Below are 16,921 nucleotides of genomic sequence, written 5' to 3' on the forward strand. Positions count from 1 at the left end.
GCTGATGCTCTCCTACATCGTCGTCGGAGTCGTGCTCGGATCCGTCTACAGCCTGGCCGGTGTCGGGCTCGTGCTGACGTACAAGACCTCCGGGGTCTTCAACTTCGCGCACGGCGCACTCGCCACGGTCGCCGCGTTCGTCTTCTACACGCTGAACGTCGAGCTCCAGGTCGCCTGGCCGGTGGCCGCCGCGATCGCGGTCCTCGTGGCCGGCCCCGCGATGGGCCACCTGCTCGAACTGCTCACCCGGACGCTGCCCGGCGCGCCGCTGGCCGTCCAGGTCACCGCGACGGTCGGCGTCGTCCTCATCGTCGACGCCGCGGTCACGCTGATCTTCGGAACGGACCGGATCCGAACCGTCGCGCAGTTCCTCCCCGAGGACCCCATCGACATCGGCTCGACCGTCGTCACCACGGCGCAGCTGATCGTCGTCGCGGTCGCGCTCCTCGCGAGCGTCGGACTGTTCCTGCTGTTCAACCTCACCCGGACCGGGCTGGCCATGCGAGCGGTCGTCGACGACGCCGGGCTGCTGGACCTCGCCGGGCGCAGCCCCGCCGGGGCCCGCCGGTGGGGCTGGAGCATCGGCGCGACCTTCGCCGCCGCCTCCGGGGTCGCGATTGCGCCGCTGGTCCAGCTGGACGGCACGACCCTCACGCTGCTCGTCGTCCAGGCTTTCGGCGCCGCCGCGGTGGGGTCGTTCACCAGCCTGCCGCGCACCTACCTCGGCGGCCTGATCATCGGTGTCGCGTCCGCGCTATCGACGAGGTACTTCCCGGACGGGCCGCTCAGTGGCCTGCCCAGCGCGCTGCCGTTCATCATCCTGTTCCTGGTGCTGCTGCTCTCGCCGAAGCGGGTGCTCGGCCACCGGACGCTGCTCGCGCCGCCGCGCGCACCGGCGTGGCGCATGCCCGGCGCGATCCAGGCCGGTGGAGGGCTCGCGCTGATCGCCGTCGTCGTGCTCGCGCCGGTGTACGCCGGGTTCCACCTGGGCGACTACACGCTGGCGCTGGCCCACGTCGTACTGTTCCTGTCGCTCGGGCTGCTCACCCGGCTCTCCGGCCAGGTGTCGCTGGGCCACGTCACCTTCATGGCGCTCGGGGTGTGCGCCTTCGCCCAGCTCAGCGAGCTCCTCGACCTGCCGTGGGGGGTCACGCTCCTGCTCGCCTCGGCCATGACCGTCCCCGTCGGTGCGCTGCTCGCGATCCCGGCGATCCGGCTCTCCGGGCTGTACCTCGCGCTCGCGACGTTCGGCTTCGCCATCGTCGTGACCTACCTGTTCTTCCCGTTGCCGTACCTGTTCGGGAACGAGGGCGCGACGATTCACGTGGACCGTCCGGCCGACGGCTGGCTGGCCACCGACGAGGGCTACTTCTACCTCGTCCTCGCGCTCACCGTGGTCGTGGCGCTGCTCGTCACCGCGGTCACCCGAAGCCGCCTCGGCCGGCTGCTCGGCGCGCTGAACGACAGCCCCCGCGGGCTGGAGGCGACCGGGGTCTCGGTGAACGTCGCCCGCGTGCTGGTGTTCTGCCTGTCCGCCTTCCTGGCCGCGTTCGCCGGTGTGCTGGGCGGCGCGGGCCAGCAGGTCGTGACCGCATCGTCGTACGGGCCGCTGCTGTCGCTGACGTTCTTCGTGCTCGTCGTGATCAACCCGGGCGGCTCGCCGTGGTACGCGGTGCTCGCCGCCGCCGGCATCGGCCTCGTCCCGTCCTACCTGGACGACCCGGACACCGCGAACTGGCTCATGCTGCTGTTCGGGCTCGGCGCCGCGACCTACGCACTCGTCGCCGCGCACGGCGGACAGGGCGGCGAGCCGAAGTGGGTGGCCCGCCTGCACCGCTCCCGCCGCCGCACCGAGCCGGCCCGACCTGTGGCTGCGCCGCCGCATCCCGCCCTCCGCCGCAGCGCCACCGCCACGCCCGTCGAGGTCATCGACGTCCACGTGCGCTTCGGCGGACACACGGCGGTCGACGGCGTCTCGCTGAGCGTCCCGGCGCACCGCATCACCGGGCTCATCGGCCCCAACGGCGCCGGCAAGACCACGACCTTCAACGCGTGCTGCGGGATGGTCCGCCCCGCGTCCGGGCGCGTGCTGCTCGACGGGCACGATCTCGGCCGCAGCGGCCTGGGGCCGCGGGCGCGCCGCGGCCTCGGCCGCTCGTTCCAGCAGATGGCGCTGTTCGAGTCCCGCACGGTGCGCGAGAACGTCGCGCTCGGCGCCGAGGGCGCCATCGCCGGGAGCAACCCGCTGCGCCACGTGTGGAGCGCACGGACCGACCGGGCCCACGTCGCCGCCGCTGCCGCCGACGCGATCGAGCTGTGCGGCCTCGGCGAGCTCGCCGACCGCGTCGTGGGATCGCTGTCGACCGGTCAGCGCCGGCTGGTGGAACTCGCCCGTTGCCTGGCCGGGCCGTTCCACGTCCTGCTGCTCGACGAGCCGTCGGCGGGTCTGGACCGCGTCGAGTCGGCGCGCTTCGGCGACGTCATCGAGCGGGTGGTCCGCGAGCGCGAGGTGGCGGTCCTGCTCGTGGAGCACGACATCTCCCTGGTCAGCCGGCTGTGCTCCTACCTCTACGTGCTCGACTTCGGCCGCCTGATCGCCGAGGGGCCACCCGCGCAGATCCTCGCCTCGCCCACCGTGCGCGCCGCGTACCTCGGCGACGCCGCCGTCGAGGACGACGCGCTCGCCGCCGCCTCGATCGGTGGAGGTGGGTCGTGACCACCGTGAACGCGCTCGAACTGCGCGACGTGCGGGCCGGCTACGGCAAGGCCACGATGCTCCACGACCTGGACCTCGCGCTGCCGGCCGGGGCGATCGGCGCGCTGCTCGGCCCGAACGGGGCCGGCAAGACCACGGTGATGCGCACCGCGGCGGGGTTGCTCCGGCCCGGCACCGGCACCGTCGTGCTGGCCGGGGAGGACGTCACCCGCACCCCGCCGCACCAGCGGGCGCGGCTCGGCCTGTGCATGGTGCCCGAGGGCCGCGGCATCTTCCGCAACCTGAGCGTCGGAGAGAACCTGCGCATCCAGGCACCGCCCTGGGTGCCGGTGGACGACGCCGTCGCCCGGGCGATCGCGGTGTTCCCGGTGCTCGGCCGGCGCAGCCGCCAGTCCGCCGGCAGCCTGTCCGGCGGCGAACAGCAGATGCTGGCCATGTCGCGCGCCTTCATGGCCAGCTGGAAGGTCGTCCTGCTCGACGAGGTGTCGATCGGGCTCGCGCCCCGCGTGGTCGACGAGATCTACGCCGCCGTCCGCGCCCTGGCCGACAGCGACGTCGCACTGCTCATCGTCGAGCAGTACGTCAGTCGCGTCCTCGGCATGGCCGACGTCGTGTTCCTCCTGGACCACGGTGGGTCGACCTACGCCGGACCGGCCTCCGGGCTGGACGAGGACCGGCTCACCGCCGGGTACCTCGGCCCGGCCGCCGCCGCCACCGCACCGTCCCGGTGAGCCGCACCGCGCCGCTGCGGTCGCTCGCCCGAGCGCTGCACATGATCCCTTCGAGCGCTGGGAGACCGGGCATGCCCAGACGACCGACAGCGGCGGTGATCGCAGCACTGGCCCTCGGCACCGCTGCCTGCGCCGAACCGGCCCCGTCGAGCGGATCAGGCCGGCGCACGCCGGCTCCCGTCGCAGTGGGCGATGCGGCGGCACGGTGCTCCGCCCTCTCCGGGCCCTTCCAGCAGGACGGCGATGCGAGCGCGGTGGACTTCGACCCGGCTCGGCACCGCGATCGCCTCGCGCGCCTGTCCGCGCTCTTCGACGCCACCGATCCCGACATCGACGACTTCGTCGACCACGGCGGGAAGCTCATCCTCGTGCACGGGACGCTCGACTGGCTCGTGCCCCGGCCCACGCCCGCCGATCACGGCCGCCCGATGCCGTCCCGGTGGCCGGTACGGGTCGGGCCGACCGGGATCGCGTTTCGACCATCCTGAGGACAGCACGTCGCGGAGGAGAACTGATGACTGAGCAGCACGTGGTCCTGGACCGGATCGCCGGGATCAAGGACACGTTGATCCGCCGGGCCGACGACGCCGAGCGCCTGCGCCGGCTGCCGGATGCGACCGCGAAAGACCTCCGGGACACCGGCGTGATCCGGCTCCTGCAGCCCCGGCGCCACGGCGGTTACGAGGCCGAGCCGCAGGTGTTCTTCCGCGCCGTCATGGAGATCGCCTCCTGCTGCGGGTCCTCGGGATGGGTCAGCGGGATCGTCGGGGTGCACCCGTGGGAGCTGGGCCTGCTGCCGGAGAAGGCGCAGGAAGAGGTGTGGGGGGACGACCCGGACACGTGGATCAGCTCCACCTACATGCCGGGCGGGATCGCCCGCCAGGTCGACGGCGGCTACGTGCTGAGCGGGCGGTGGCAGTTCTCCTCCGGCAGCGACCACTGCGACTGGATCTTCCTCGGCGCGTTCCTCGGCGACGCCGAGGGCGAGCGGGTGGATCCGCCGGTGATCCTGCACATGCTGGTCCCCCGCGCCGACTACGAGGTCGTGCCGGACACCTGGCACGTCGTCGGGCTGAGCGGCACCGGGAGCAACGACATCGTGGTACAGGACGCGTTCGTCCCGGCGTACCGGGTGATGGACAGCGCGGACGTGGTCGACCCGAGCGGGCGCGAGCACCTGCCGCCGACGTTCCGCTACCCCTTCTCGTCGGTCTTCCCCAACGCGATCACCGCCTCGATCATCGGCATCGCCGAGGGCGCGCTCGACTGCGTGCTTACCCGCCAGCGCGAGCGTGCGCAGCCGCGCGGCGGCAAGCCCTACGCCGACGACCCGCACTCCAACGCCGCCATCGGGCACGCGGCCGCCGAGATCGCCGCCAGCCGGGCGCAGCTGTTCGCCAACCTCTCCGAGGTCGGTGCGCTCATCGCCGCCGGCCGGCCGATCCCGATGGACCTGCGCGTGCGGTCGCGGCGCGACCAGGTGCGCAGCAGCTGGCGCGCGGTCCAGGCGGTCGACGAGCTGTTCGCCCGCTCCGGGGCGGGCGCGCTGCGCACCGAGAACAACCCGCTGCAGCGGTTGTGGCGCGATGCCCACGCCGGCCTCGTCCACGCGATCAACGTGCCCGGCCCGACGATGGCCAGCTTCGCCAACCACGTCATGAACCGTCCCCTCGAAGAGGCCCTCATCTGATGACCGCCCTCGCGCAGCAGCCGACGTTCGACGAGACCAGCCGCACCTCGGCGGCGGGGCTGCACTTCCACGAGCACGGTTCCGGGCCGCCGCTGGTCCTGCTGCACGGGTCCGGGCCGGGGGTCAGCGGCTGGAGCAACTTCGCCGACAACCTGGCCGTCTTCGGCTCCCGGTTCCGGTGCCTCGTCGTCGACATGCCCGGCTACGGCGGCAGCTACATCCCCGCCGAGCTCGACCGCCCCTACCCGGCACTGGCGGCGCCGGCCGTGCTCGGGCTGCTCGACGAGCTCGGCGTCGGGCAGGCGCACTTCCTGGGCAACTCGATGGGCGCGGGCGTCGCCGCCCAGCTGGCCCTGCTCGCCCGCTCAGCGTCTTCTCCCCCGCGCCGAGCGAGGGCATCAAGCGCCTGATGGACTTCAACGACGACCCCACCCGCGCCGCACTGGTGGCGTGGCTCGAGACGATGGTGTTCGACCGCGCCATCCTCACCGACGAGCTGGTCGAGCGACGGTGGGAGCAGTCGCAGCGGCCCGGCGCCATCGAGTGGAGCAGGCGGACCTACGACGCGCTCTACCGGCGGAAGCCGGCGAACCCGCCGGCTCGCCGAACCCGGCTTGGTCATCGCGCCCGGCGCCGCCGACGTGCTCACCGCGAAGCTCGTCGAGCAGCTCGGCTTCGATGCCGGCTACGTGGGCGGGTACAGCATCGCGTCGGTGGCCTACGGCCTGCCCGACACCGGGCTGGTCTCCGTCCCCGAGCTCGTCGCGCATGCCAGCGCGATCGCCGCCGCCGTGGACCTTCCGATCATCGCGGACCTCGACGACGGGGCCTGCTCGTGACCGCCCGGACCGACGCGGTGGCGGCCGGTGGCAGCCTGGCCGAGGCGATCGACCGCCTCGGCGCGTACGCCGCCGCCGGTGCCGACCTGGTGTTCGCCGCCAACCTGCACCCGTCCGACGTCGCCCGCGTCGCCTCGGCGATCGACCGGCCGCTGGTGAACACGTTCATCCCGGACCCGGGCGCTCCCGATCAGCTGACGACCTCGGAACGCGACGGGGCGAAGGTCGTCGTCCACTCCAGCAGCGCGTTCCGCGTCGCCTACGCGGCCGTGCGCGGGCTGCTGGAGGAGCTGCGGACGAAGCGCACCGACCGGTCGCTCGCGACCTGGCACGAGGTCCGCGCCCAGATCGACGAGACCGTCGACGCGCCGGCGTGGCGGCGGTTGCTGCCATGAGGGGGACGCTGCTGTGAAGGGGACGCTGCTGTGAAGGGGACGCTGCTGTGAAGGGGACGCTGCTGTGAAGGGGACGCTGCTGTGAAGGGGACGCTGCTGTGAAGGGGACGCTGCGATGAAGGGAACGCTGCTGTGAAAGGCACCATGGCCGGACAGATACTGGCCCGCCGCTGCGGACGCGAGGTCGTGCCCGGTGACGCCGTGCGGGTGCCGGTCGACGTGGTGTGCATGACCGACGGCACTCCCCTCGGTTTCCTCGCGGACGGCGAGCACACCGTGTGGGACCCCACCCGCATTATCCTGACCTTCGACCACCTGGACCGCGTCCGCATGCCCGCGCTGCACCAGGCCAAGCGCGAATTCCTCGCCGCCCAGGGCATCCCGCCGGAGAACTTCTTCGGCATCGGCAGGCACGGGCTCTCGCACCAGATCCCCGCCGAGCACGGCTGGGCGCTGCCGGGCGCCGTGTTCGCCGGCGGCGACACCCAGGCCGCGACAATGGGCGCGATGAACTGCCTCGCGCTCGCCACCAACGAGAGCACGCACAACACGCTCGCGACCGGGGACGTCTGGCTGATCGTCCCGGAGTGCGTGTCGGTGCGGCTGGAGGGCCGGATGCCGCCGGGCTTCGTGGCCAAGGACGTCACCGAGCACCTGCAGCAGGTGCTGGCCGGCGTCGCCGAGGGCGCCATCGTCGAGTTCAGCGGCCCGGCGATCGAGCACCTGTCGATCGACACCCGGCTCGGCATCGCCAACGTCGCCAACAACCTGGGCGCCCTCTCCATGATCTTCCCCCCGGACCGTGCCCTGCACGACCACGTCGCCGGGCACGCGAAGTACGCCTACGAGCCCGTCTCCCCGGCTCACGATGCCCATTACGCCGCACAGGTCGTCGTCGATCTCGGCGACGTGCGGCGGCAGGTGCGCGGCCCGGACAACACCGCGGCGGCCCGCCCCGTGGCCGAGCTGGAGGGGCTCGGGGTCACTGCGGCGTACGTGGGCTCGTGCTCGTCGGCGCGCATCGACGATCTCGCGCTCGTCGCGCAGATCGTCGACGGGCGGACGGTGCACCCTGCGGTGCGGTTCGTCGTCACGCCGATCTCGTCGCTCGTGGCCGCGGAGGCCGCCCGCCGCGGCTACCTGGCGACGATGTTGGCCGCCGGTATCACCGTCACCACGCCGGGCTGCGGCGCGTGCTTCGCCGGCAACCAGTCGCCGCTGCTGCTCGAACCGGGCGAGCGGTGCATCACGACGTCGGTGGAGAACAACCGGGGCCGCATGGGCAGCGCGGAGGCCGACATCTACATCAGCGACCCGGCGGTCGTGGCGGCCTCGGCGATCGCCGGCCGGATCACCGACCCCGGTCCCTACCTCGGGGAGCCCATCGATGCCGTCGCGTAGGGGTCTGCCGTCGATCAGGGGCCGTGCCTGGAAGCTCGGCGACGGGTTCGGCTGCCACGAACTCGTGCCGAACCGGTTCGACTTCCGGCGGACCGCCGACTGGGTGGCGGCCGAGGAACACCTGTTCGAGGAGTCCGGGCTGGCCTTCGCCGACGACATCGGAGCAGGCGACCTGCTGGTCGCCGGCTCGTCGTTCGGGAAGGGGCACGCGCACTACCACCTGCAGGCGGTTAAGGCGCTGCAGCAGCGCGGCGTCGCGGCGGTGTTCGCGGTCAGCTTCAACGCCAGTTTCCAGCGCACGGCGATCAACGAGGGCTTCCCCGCCTGGACGTACGGCAGCGATCTCGCCGGCCTCGTCGAGATCGGTGACGAGCTGGAGGTCGACCTCCGCACCGGCGCCGTTCGCAACCACCGCACCGGTGCGACCCGCCGGTGCGCGCCCGTCGCCGAGATCGTCCTGGAGATCCTCGACGCCGGGGGTCTCGAGGCGGCCACGCTCGCGCGGCTCGCAGCTCGGCGCCGCGCGTCGATCGTCTGACCTGTGTCGCGGGCCACACCTGCGTGCCAGACCGGCGCGTGCACTGAGCTGGACACGGACGTCCCTGTCCAGGGCGGGTGGCCGGCACCGGGAAGGAGTAACAGCGTTGCGCGGTCACGAAGGAATACACACAGCGGGCTCCGATGACAACCCGGTAGATGACCCGACCGACGACGGACCCCACGGCGAGACGTCGCTGGTCGCGAAGGCGTTCATCATCCTGGACGCCGTCGCGGCGTCGCAGGGCGGAGCGACGATCAGCACCCTCAGCGCCCGGACCCGGCTACCGCGCTCGACGGTCCACCGGATCTCCCGCACCCTCGTGGGCTGGGGGGCGCTCGTCCGCACCGACTCCGGCCTGCAGCTGGGCATACGGCTGTTCGAGCTCGGTGGGCTGGTCCCGGCCCAGACGCGGCTGCGGCGCGAGGCGACACCGTTCATGGCCGACCTCTACACCGCGACGCGCCAGACGATCCACCTCGGTGTCCTGGAGGGCACCGACATCGTCTGCGCGGCGAAGCTCGCGGGTCACGAGACGGCCGGCGCGGTCTCTCAGGTGGGCGTGCGCATCGCGGCTCACCAGTGCTCGCTCGGCAAGGCGATCCTCGCGTTCTCCCCCGAGGAGACCGTGGAACAGATGATCGCCACCGGGCTGCCCGCGGCCACGAGCAACACGATCACCTCGCCGGAGCTGCTGCGCCGGCAGCTGTCCGAGATCGCCCGGATCGGCGTCGCCTTCGACCGCGAGGAGGGCACGGTGGGGGTGCGCTGCGTCGCCGCCCTCATCCTCGACGCCAACGGCGAGAGCATCGCCGCGATCTCGATCACCGCGCCGCGCACCAAGTTCCATGCCAAGGACTTCGCGGCTGCGGTGCGCGCCGCGGCGCTCGGGATCTCGCGCTACCACGGCTACCGCCCGGCGACCCCGCCACCGAACGCCACGGTGCGGTCCCAGGTGTAGAAGTCGCGGGCAGCGCGGCCCTGCTCCCGCGGCCCGTACGAGGACGCCTTCGTCCCGCCGAAGGGCGCCCAGTAGTCCGCCCCGGTGGTGGCGGAGTTGACCCGCACCATGCCGGCCTCGGCCTGCTCGGTGAAGCGCAGCGCCGCGGCGAGGTCCCGGGTGTACACGCTCGCCGCCAGGCCGTACGGCGTGGCCGACGCGAGGGCGAAGGCGTCTTCGGCGTCGGCGGCGGCGACGAGCGCGGCCACCGGGGCGAACACCTCGTCGGCGAGCAGCGCGTCGCCGGGGTCGACCTCCACCAGGGTCGGCTGCATGAGGAACCCGGTGGGCAGCGCGGAGCCGCCGGCCAGGGTGCGCCCCGCGCTGGTGGCGAGAGCGTCCAGCGCGCCGTCACGTGCTGCGGCGCTGATGAGCGGCCCGACGACGGTGCCCGGCTGCGACGGTGCCCAGCGGCCGGCGGATGGTGAAGCTCAGCGCGCCCGGCTCCGCACCGGGCAGGTGGTCGCCGTCGGCGAGCACCGAGGTGGTCGCGTGGTAGTGCAGCAGGTCGATGCTGCGCTGCACCTCCCCGGCCGCCTCGCCGACCGGTTTCCCGACCTCCCGCACCAGGAGCGCGCCGAACTCGGCGCGGCGCGCGTCGAGCTCGGCGGCCGCGGCGTGCAGGGCCCGGGCCCGGGCCGGACCGGGCGTGCGGCACCATTCGCGGCCGGCCCGCTCGGCGCGGCCGACGGCGCGCTCGATCTCGACCGGCCCGGTCGCCGGGCGCTGCGCGACCACGTCGCCCGGCCGGTACGGGTCGACGCTCGTGAGCACGGTCATCGCGCCGGTCCCGCTGCCGCGCGGCCCGCGGTCCGGACCTCGCTCAGCGTCCGGGTGTGCGTCAGCGCCTCCCGCGAGACGGGGAGGTGCAGCAGCGCCGGCCGGTCCCCCGCCGCGACGGCGCGCGCGAAGGCGTCCGGGAACTGCTCGGTGGTCGCCACCCGCTCGGCGTGGCAGTCGAACGCCCGTGCGAGCGCGACGAAGTCCGGGCTCTTCAGGTCCGTCCCGATGACCCGGCCCGGGTGCCGGAGCTCCTGGTGCATGCGGATCGTGCCGTACATGGCGTTGTCCACGACGACCACGACGACGTTCGCGCCGTACTGCGCCGCGGTCGCGAGCTCCTGGCCGTGCATCAGGAAGTCGCCGTCGCCGGCGACGCACACCACCGTCCGCTCCGGGTGCCGCAGCTTCGCGGCGACCGCGGCCGGCAGGCCGTACCCCATCGAACCGCTGACCGGGGCCAGCTGCGTGCCGAGGCCGCGGTAAGCGTGGAAGCGGTGCACCCACGCGGTGTGGTTGCCGGCGCCGTTGGTGACCACGGCGTCGGCCGGCAGGTGCTCGGCGAGCCAGCGCACGACGCGCGGCAGGTCCAGGTCGTCGCTGCTCGGTGGGGGTTCCTGCCAGCGCTCGAAGGCCGCGCGGGCCTCTTCCCGCCACGCCGACCACGGCGCCGGCCGCGGTGGTTCGGCGAGGTGCAGCATGCTCGCGAACCCGAGCGGCGTGGCGTTCACGGCGAGCCACGGGGGGTAGACCTTGCCGAGCTCCTCCGCACCGGCGTGGACGTGCACGAGCCGGCGCGGCGGCGGCGCGTCCAGCAGGCGGTACCCGTCCGTGCTGAGCTCGTCGAGCCGCGCCCCGGCGACGAGCACCAGGTCGGCGGCCGCAGCGCGGTCGCCGAGTGCGGGATCGCCGCCGACGCCGAAGCTGCCGACGTAGCAGGGATGGGTGTTGTCGAACCGGTCCTGCTGGCGGAACGCAGCGGCGACCGGCAGGTCCCACGCCGCGACGAACCGCTCGAACGCCTTGGCCGAGTCGAGATCCCACCGCGTTCCGCCGACGACGACGAGGGGCCGCTGTGCCGCGGCGAGCGCGGCACCGAGAGCGTGCATCTGGTCGGCCGACGGGTACGTCTCGGCAGGCGCCGCGACGGGCACGCGCGGCGGCTCCACCACCTCGGTCAGCACGTCCTCCGGCAGCGCCAGCACGACCGGTCCCGGGCGCCCGGACTGCGCGACCGCGAAGGCGCGCGCCACGTACTCCGGCACCCGGGCCGCGGTGTCGATCTGGCCGACCCACTTCGCGATCGAGCCGAACATGCGCCGGTAGTCGATCTCCTGGAACGCCTCGCGCTCGGTGTCGCGGCGCCCGACCTGGCCGATGAAGAGGATCATCGGGGTCGAGTCCTGCGCCGCCACGTGCACGCCCGCGCTCGCGTTCGTCGCGCCCGGCCCGCGGGTGACGAAGCAGATTCCCGGGCGCCCGGTGAGCTTGCCGTCGGCCTCTGCCATCATCGCTGCGCCGCCCTCCTGGCGGCAGGTGACGTACGGGACGGTGTCGCGGACGTCGTGCAGGGCGTCCAGCACCGCGAGGTAGCTCTCCCCCGGCACGCCGAAGACGCGATCGACGCCGTGCGCGACCAGCGCGTCGACCAGCAGCCGGCCGCCGGTGACGGCGCCGGTCACGCGGTCACCGTCGCGAGGTCGGCGAGGTCGGCGAGATCTAGGACGATGCGGTACGACACGTCCCCGCGCTCCAGCCGGTCCAGCGCGGTGGCCACCTGCGCCGAGGGCAGGACGTCGACGTCGGCGACGATGCCATGCTCGGCGCAGAAGGCCAGCATCTCCTGCACCCGGGCCGGGCTGCCGGTCCCCGAACCGGAGAGGCTGTGCCGCCCGACGCGCAGCGCGCGGGTCTCGATCTCCACAACGGGGGTGATGCCGAGGAGGCACAGCGTGCCGTGCAGGCGCAAGGACCGCAGGTAGGGCGCGAGGTCGTGCGGCCCGGACGCGGTGTCCAGCACGAAGTCGAACCGGCGGGCCTGCGCGGCGAGCGCATCGGGATCGGCGGACACGACGACGTCGTCGGCGCCCAGCGCCTTGATGTCGGCCACGCGCTCCGGGGCGAGCGTGAACGCCACGACCTCGGCGCCCAGCGCCTTCGCGAACTTCACGCCGAGGTGGCCGAGCCCGCCGATACCGACGACCCCGACGGTCGTCCCGGGCCCGACCGCCCAGTGCCGCAGCGCCTCCCACGTCGTGATCCCCGCGCACATCAGCGGCGCGGCGGCCGCCGGGTCGAGCACGTCCGGGAGGTGGTGGACCCACGTCTCCGACGCGACGTACTCGGTGCTCCAGCCGCCCTGGGTGCGCCGCCCGTCGTGCCGGTCGACGCCCCAGTAGGTCCGGGTGGGGCCGCCGCCCGAGCAGTGGTTCTCGTAGCCGGCCAGGCATTCCTCGCACGCGCCGCACGAGTCGACGCTGTTGCCGACCGCCACCGCGTCGCCGACCCGGAACCGCGTGACGGACCCGCCGGCGGCGCTCACCCGCCCGACGAACTCGTGACCGGGCACGAGCGGCAGGTCCGGCGCGCGCACACCGTGGATCGCCTCGACGTCGCTGTGGCAGACCCCGCAGTGGGTGATCGCGACGGCGACGTCGTGCGGGCGCAGGTCCCGGCGCTCGAACGACCATGGCCGGACAGGACCGCCGGGGGTGTGGACGGCGAGCCCGACCGCGGGGCGCGTCATCGCACGCCCCGGCAGGTGCCCGCCGGAAGCGGAGTGCTCGTCATCAGCTCAGCCGAGCACCGTGGAGCGGACCTCGGCCCGGATGTGGAACCACTCCGCGTCCGGGTAGTCCGTACGCGCCAGCGGCTGCCGGACCTCCTCCAGCGTCGGCCCGATCCGGTCGGCGACGGGCTGCAGGGCCTCGACGTCGAACCCGAAGACGGTCGCCGCGTTACCGCCGAGGATCTTGCGGACCACCTCCTCGTCGACGTCGGCGAGGGTCAGCCGGATCGCCTCGCGGGAGTACGGCGACGTCGCGTCGGTGTGCGGGTAGTCCGAGCCCCACATGATGTGGTCGGTGCCGAGCTGGACGAAGTCCTCGACCTCGACCGGGCGCAGCGGGTGCCCCACGTAGCAGTTGCGGTGCCAGTACTCCCACGCCGTCATGCTGAGCGCCTCGTAGGCGCCGCGGAAGAACATGTCCGCCCACGGACGCTTCTTCGCGGCAGCGATCGTGTTGTCCAGCCGGTCGAGCGCCTGCGGGATCCAGTTCACGCCCTGCTCGATGAAGGTGTACTTCAGGTTCGGGTGCCGCTCGAAGACGCCGCCGAGGATCAGCGTCCACAGGCTGCGCTGCGCGAAGTAGCTCTGCTCGTAGGAGGAGATGCCGGCGCTGGCGGGGTGGTCCGGGTAGTCCGGGATGCCGGTGCCCTCGTGCTGGCACACCGGGATGTCGAGCGCGGCGCACCGCTCCCACAGCGGGTCCAGCCGCGAGTCGTACAGCGCCCCGGCCGGGTGGTTCGGCGGGATGCCCGGCATGAGGACACCCGCGGCGACCCCGGTGCGGGCGGCCCACTCGACCTCGACGATGGCGTCGTCGACGTCGTTCGGAAAGATCTGGAACAGCGCCCTGCGGCGGCCCGGCGTCCGCTTACAGAACTCCTCGGCCCACCGGTTGTGCGCCCGCAACCCGGCCATCCGGCGCTCGTACTCGTCCCGGGTGGTGGGCAGGCTCACGATGTTCTGGATGGTCGGGAAGAACGGCGGGATCGTGTTCGGGATCAGCACCTCGGCGGCGATCCCGTCCTCCTCGAGCTGCTGTATCCGCCGGTCGCTGTCCCAGTTCTTGAACTTCGTGTCGTTGACAAGGTCGTCCCACGGGGATTCGTAGCTACCGGCCCACGCGTCGAACCGCTCGTGCCACTCCTGCGGCAGGTAGTCCTTGTACTCGCGGAGCTCGGCACCCCCGTGCGTGTCCGCCGAGATGACAACGATCCGGTCGGACGGCGTGTGCTGGTCGGCCATGGGTTGTTCAACCTCCACCTCGAAGTTCCCGCCCGGCCACTATTCGCCGTGCAAGAACGCCCGACTCCGGTTCCGTCCCGTTCATCGGGACGCCACCCCGGCCGACCACCAGGACCCGGATCCCGGGGACGACCATCCCGCCAGCCGGTACGAGCCGGTCGCCGACGGCGCACCGCTGCTGTTGAGTCCTCCCGATGCACTCGAGGAGGACCACGTGATCGAACCGCTGCACGTCCGCGCCGACGCCCGCCCGCGGCCGGACTTCCTCGCCGGGACCAAGGGCTTCGCCATCGGCGGGGCCGACGCCGACCCGCTCAGCGGGCGCACCTTCGAGACCGTCGACCCCGTCACTGGGCAGCCGCTGGCGACCCTCGGCGCGGCCGGGCCCGCGGACGTCGACGCGGCCGTCGCCGTCGCCCGGCGCGCGTTCGAGGACCCCGCCTGGGCGGGCATCGCGCCGTTCCGACGCACCCAGTTGATGCTGGAGGTCGCGGACGTCGTCGAGACCCATGCCGAGGAGCTGGCCGTCCTCGAGTCGCTCGAGATGGGTGGCCCGCTCACGCAGACCCGGTGGATGATCGGCCACTGCGTCGAGGTCCTCCGCAACCACGCCGGGTGGCCGACGAAGATCTACGGCCGAACCGCGCCGGCCCCGGGCACGCAGCTCCAGTACACGCTGCGCCAGCCGCTCGGCGTCGTCGGCGCCATCGCCGGGCGGAACGGGCCCCTGCTGCAGGTCAGCGGGCTGTGATGTGTCTAGTGTCGTGCGGTGGTGTCGTCTGCAGGTCTGGTCGAGCTGCGCCCGCCGGTGCAGCCGATGCTGGCGGACGCAGCCACCGAGCTTCCTGACGACGAGCGCGGTGTCCTGTCCTGGGAGCCCAAGCTCGACGGCTTCAGGGTGATCCTGTTTCACACACGCGATCGGCGGGTGGTGCTGCAGTCGCGGCAACGGCGGCCGTTGACCCGGTACTTCCCCGAGGTCGTCGAGGCGGCGCGGGAGCAGCTCCCGCCAGGCACGGTCTTGGACAGCGTCATCTGGGTCACCGCACGCGCCGCGATCACGGCTGGTTCGCCCTCGCCAGCGGTCCCAACGCTGGCTCGGGGTCGATCTCTGGCTGTGCTAGCGCTCGGCAGGGACGAAACGCAATCCTGTGTCGATCACTGTGACAGTGTCGGAGGTGGAGTTGGTGACGTACGCGCGGGTGCCGTCCGGGGTGAACGCCACCTCCGAAGGGGCGAGGCCGACGGGGATCGGGGTCGGGTCCGGTCGCCCGCTCGCCACATCGATCACCGTGACCGTGTTGGCGAAGTTGTTGGCGACATAAGCGCGGGTGCCGTCCGGGCTGAACGCCACCCCTAGCGGGAATTTGCGTGCTCGATCTGGACCCAGGGGAACCGGGGTGGGGTCGGGCCGCCCGCTCGCCACATCGATCACCGAGAGGGTGCTGTCTCTTCCGTTGGTGACGTAAGCGCGGGTGCCGTCCGGGCTGAAGGCCACCCCTCGGGGTTCGATACCGACGGGGATCGGGGTCGGGTCGGGCCGCCCGCTCGCCACATCGATCACCGTGACCGTGTTGGCGTCGGTGTTGGCAACGTATGCGCGGGTGCCATCCGGAGTAAACGCCACCCCCGAAGGGGCAAGGCCGACGGGGATCCGGGTGGGGTCGGGCCGCCCGCTCGCCACATCGATCACCGCGACCGTGTTGTCGTCGTTGTTGGTGACGTAGGCGCGGGTGCCGTCGGGGGTGAACGCCACGCCAAAGGTGTAGCGAAGTCGGCGGATCGGGTTCGGGTCAGGCTGCCCGCTCGCTACATCGATCACGGTGATCCCGTCATCCAAGGTGGTGACGTACGCGCGGGTGCCGTCCGGAGTGAATGCCACCGCGGTCGGTCTGCCGCCGTTGAACCCCCCTCGCGGGTTGTCGCCGACCGGGATCGGGGTCCCGCTGGGCTGCCCGCTGGCCACATCGATCACCGTGACCGTGCCGTCCTCGTAGTTGGTGACGTACGCGCGGGTGCCGTCCGGGGTGAACGCCACCGCGTCCGGGCCGTCGCCGACCGGGATGGGGTCACCCAGGACCTGCGGGGCGACGTAGGTCCGCACGAGCGGACGAGGTTGCGAGCGGTCGTAGAGGAACCACCCCACCCCGGCGGCAACAACCAGCAGGGCCACCACACCCAGCAAGGCTGCCAACCTCTTCCAGCCGCCAGACCGCTTCGGCGGTGGTTCCTGAAGCGGCCACCGATCAGTCTGACCGGGTGGCAGGCCCGCCGGCGGGAACTGCGCTATCGGAGGGTTGCGCGGAATGTCGGCCGACTCCAGTGGTTGCTCGACCTCGCGAGACGGACGACCCCCCGAGCCTTCAAGACCGCTGTCGGACGCACCGCAGGAGCCGTCCTCTGATCGGCCACCGGTCACACCACCAGTGGCCAGGCTCTCCGCCGACGAGCCCTGATCGGGATCACCAGCCGCGCCACTGACGTCCGCCTTCGCTGCACCCGCAGATGCACGTTCCGACCCGCGCGCAGCCCAAACCTCGTCGTCACAACCATCGGACGCCGACACGGACACCCCCCTCGAACGCCACGCAGGAATCCCGGCAGCGAGCACCCCACCGAATCTCCGCAGCCCCCACGCCTCTGCCGTCACTACGACCCTCGCTATCCCCACCGACGGCGCGACGCGACACGAAACGACCGACCACAGTCATATCGAGTAATCCCTCACTCGAACTAGTAGAGCGTCGCTTCTAAGATTCGGGGTAGAGGTGTCGGAGTTTGGTGCGGGCGTCGCTGGCGGT

General features: G+C 72.6%; 17 protein-coding genes and 1 pseudogene. 12 read left to right on the forward strand and 6 right to left on the reverse strand.

The window, feature by feature from the left end; all coding sequences use genetic code 11:
- The first annotated feature begins 4 nt into the window (after positions 1 to 4).
- The 10 genes from ACFPFQ_RS40765 to ACFPFQ_RS40810 all read left to right on the forward strand — a co-directional run bounded on the left by ACFPFQ_RS40765 (position 5) and on the right by ACFPFQ_RS40810 (position 9,271).
- Positions 5 to 2,716 (forward strand): ABC transporter permease subunit, encoded by a 2,712-nt coding sequence (locus ACFPFQ_RS40765; protein ID WP_379628610.1) that lies wholly within the window; start codon positions 5 to 7, stop codon positions 2,714 to 2,716.
- On the forward strand, positions 2,713 to 3,447 hold the full coding sequence (locus ACFPFQ_RS40770; protein WP_379628611.1) for an ABC transporter ATP-binding protein: 735 nt from the start codon (positions 2,713 to 2,715) through the stop codon (positions 3,445 to 3,447). The genes ACFPFQ_RS40765 and ACFPFQ_RS40770 overlap by 4 nt, the downstream gene beginning before the upstream one ends.
- A gap of 71 nt (positions 3,448 to 3,518) precedes the next feature.
- On the forward strand, positions 3,519 to 3,935 hold the full coding sequence (locus ACFPFQ_RS40775; RefSeq protein ID WP_379628612.1) for a tannase/feruloyl esterase family alpha/beta hydrolase: 417 nt from the start codon (positions 3,519 to 3,521) through the stop codon (positions 3,933 to 3,935).
- A 26-nt stretch (positions 3,936 to 3,961) separates the two neighbouring features.
- On the forward strand, positions 3,962 to 5,137 hold the full coding sequence (locus ACFPFQ_RS40780) for an acyl-CoA dehydrogenase family protein (protein WP_379628613.1): 1,176 nt from the start codon (positions 3,962 to 3,964) through the stop codon (positions 5,135 to 5,137).
- Positions 5,137 to 5,547 (forward strand): alpha/beta fold hydrolase, encoded by a 411-nt coding sequence (locus tag ACFPFQ_RS40785; RefSeq protein WP_379628614.1) that lies wholly within the window; start codon positions 5,137 to 5,139, stop codon positions 5,545 to 5,547. Before ACFPFQ_RS40780 ends, ACFPFQ_RS40785 begins: the two co-directional genes overlap by 1 nt.
- A 204-nt stretch (positions 5,548 to 5,751) precedes the next feature.
- The gene (locus ACFPFQ_RS40790) at positions 5,752 to 5,976 is read left to right on the forward strand and encodes an isocitrate lyase/phosphoenolpyruvate mutase family protein (RefSeq protein ID WP_379628615.1); all 225 of its coding nucleotides are present in this window, start codon (positions 5,752 to 5,754) and stop codon (positions 5,974 to 5,976) included.
- A complete protein-coding gene (locus ACFPFQ_RS40795) occupies positions 5,973 to 6,371 on the forward strand; it encodes an isocitrate lyase/phosphoenolpyruvate mutase family protein (protein ID WP_379628616.1) in 399 nt (132 codons plus the stop codon). Before ACFPFQ_RS40790 ends, ACFPFQ_RS40795 begins: the two co-directional genes overlap by 4 nt.
- Before the next feature lie 144 nt (positions 6,372 to 6,515).
- Positions 6,516 to 7,772: an aconitase family protein gene (locus tag ACFPFQ_RS40800; RefSeq protein WP_379628617.1), complete on the forward strand. Its 1,257-nt coding sequence runs from the start codon at positions 6,516 to 6,518 to the stop codon at positions 7,770 to 7,772.
- Entirely contained in the window at positions 7,759 to 8,310 is a 552-nt protein-coding gene (locus ACFPFQ_RS40805) for a hypothetical protein (protein ID WP_379628618.1), read from the forward strand. The genes ACFPFQ_RS40800 and ACFPFQ_RS40805 overlap by 14 nt, the downstream gene beginning before the upstream one ends.
- A 106-nt stretch (positions 8,311 to 8,416) precedes the next feature.
- The gene (locus ACFPFQ_RS40810; RefSeq protein ID WP_379628619.1) at positions 8,417 to 9,271 is read left to right on the forward strand and encodes an IclR family transcriptional regulator; all 855 of its coding nucleotides are present in this window, start codon (positions 8,417 to 8,419) and stop codon (positions 9,269 to 9,271) included.
- On the opposite strand, the gene ACFPFQ_RS40815 is transcribed toward ACFPFQ_RS40810, so the two are convergent.
- The 5 genes from ACFPFQ_RS40815 to ACFPFQ_RS40835 are packed head-to-tail and all read right to left on the reverse strand — an operon-like array spanning position 9,220 to position 14,120.
- On the reverse strand, positions 9,220 to 9,681 hold the full coding sequence (locus tag ACFPFQ_RS40815; protein ID WP_379628636.1) for an aldehyde dehydrogenase family protein: 462 nt from the start codon (positions 9,679 to 9,681) through the stop codon (positions 9,220 to 9,222). The two genes, ACFPFQ_RS40810 and ACFPFQ_RS40815, sit on opposite strands and share 52 nt — an antisense overlap.
- Entirely contained in the window at positions 9,662 to 10,090 is a 429-nt protein-coding gene (locus ACFPFQ_RS40820; RefSeq protein WP_379628620.1) for an aldehyde dehydrogenase family protein, read from the reverse strand. Before ACFPFQ_RS40820 ends, ACFPFQ_RS40815 begins: the two co-directional genes overlap by 20 nt.
- Entirely contained in the window at positions 10,087 to 11,772 is a 1,686-nt protein-coding gene (locus ACFPFQ_RS40825) for a thiamine pyrophosphate-binding protein (protein WP_379628621.1), read from the reverse strand. Before ACFPFQ_RS40825 ends, ACFPFQ_RS40820 begins: the two co-directional genes overlap by 4 nt.
- A complete protein-coding gene (locus tag ACFPFQ_RS40830; protein WP_379628622.1) occupies positions 11,769 to 12,836 on the reverse strand; it encodes an NAD(P)-dependent alcohol dehydrogenase in 1,068 nt (355 codons plus the stop codon). Before ACFPFQ_RS40830 ends, ACFPFQ_RS40825 begins: the two co-directional genes overlap by 4 nt.
- Positions 12,837 to 12,884: 48 nt before the next feature.
- Positions 12,885 to 14,120: an amidohydrolase family protein gene (locus ACFPFQ_RS40835; protein ID WP_379628623.1), complete on the reverse strand. Its 1,236-nt coding sequence runs from the start codon at positions 14,118 to 14,120 to the stop codon at positions 12,885 to 12,887.
- Here ACFPFQ_RS40835 and ACFPFQ_RS40840 point away from each other — a divergent pair.
- Together ACFPFQ_RS40840 and ligC are read left to right on the forward strand one after the other, a co-directional pair.
- Entirely contained in the window at positions 14,119 to 14,871 is a 753-nt protein-coding gene (locus ACFPFQ_RS40840; protein WP_379628624.1) for an aldehyde dehydrogenase family protein, read from the forward strand. The genes ACFPFQ_RS40835 and ACFPFQ_RS40840 overlap by 2 nt on opposite strands.
- A gap of 66 nt (positions 14,872 to 14,937) precedes the next feature.
- A pseudogene (gene ligC, locus ACFPFQ_RS40845) lies at positions 14,938 to 15,141 on the forward strand (ATP-dependent DNA ligase); the annotation flags it as partial.
- 99 nt (positions 15,142 to 15,240) lie between these two features.
- Here ligC and ACFPFQ_RS40850 read toward each other — a convergent pair.
- A complete protein-coding gene (locus tag ACFPFQ_RS40850; RefSeq protein ID WP_379628625.1) occupies positions 15,241 to 16,686 on the reverse strand; it encodes a beta-propeller fold lactonase family protein in 1,446 nt (481 codons plus the stop codon).
- Positions 16,687 to 16,921 lie beyond the last annotated feature (235 nt).

It is taken from the genome of Pseudonocardia sp. GCM10023141 (assembly GCF_042653605.1).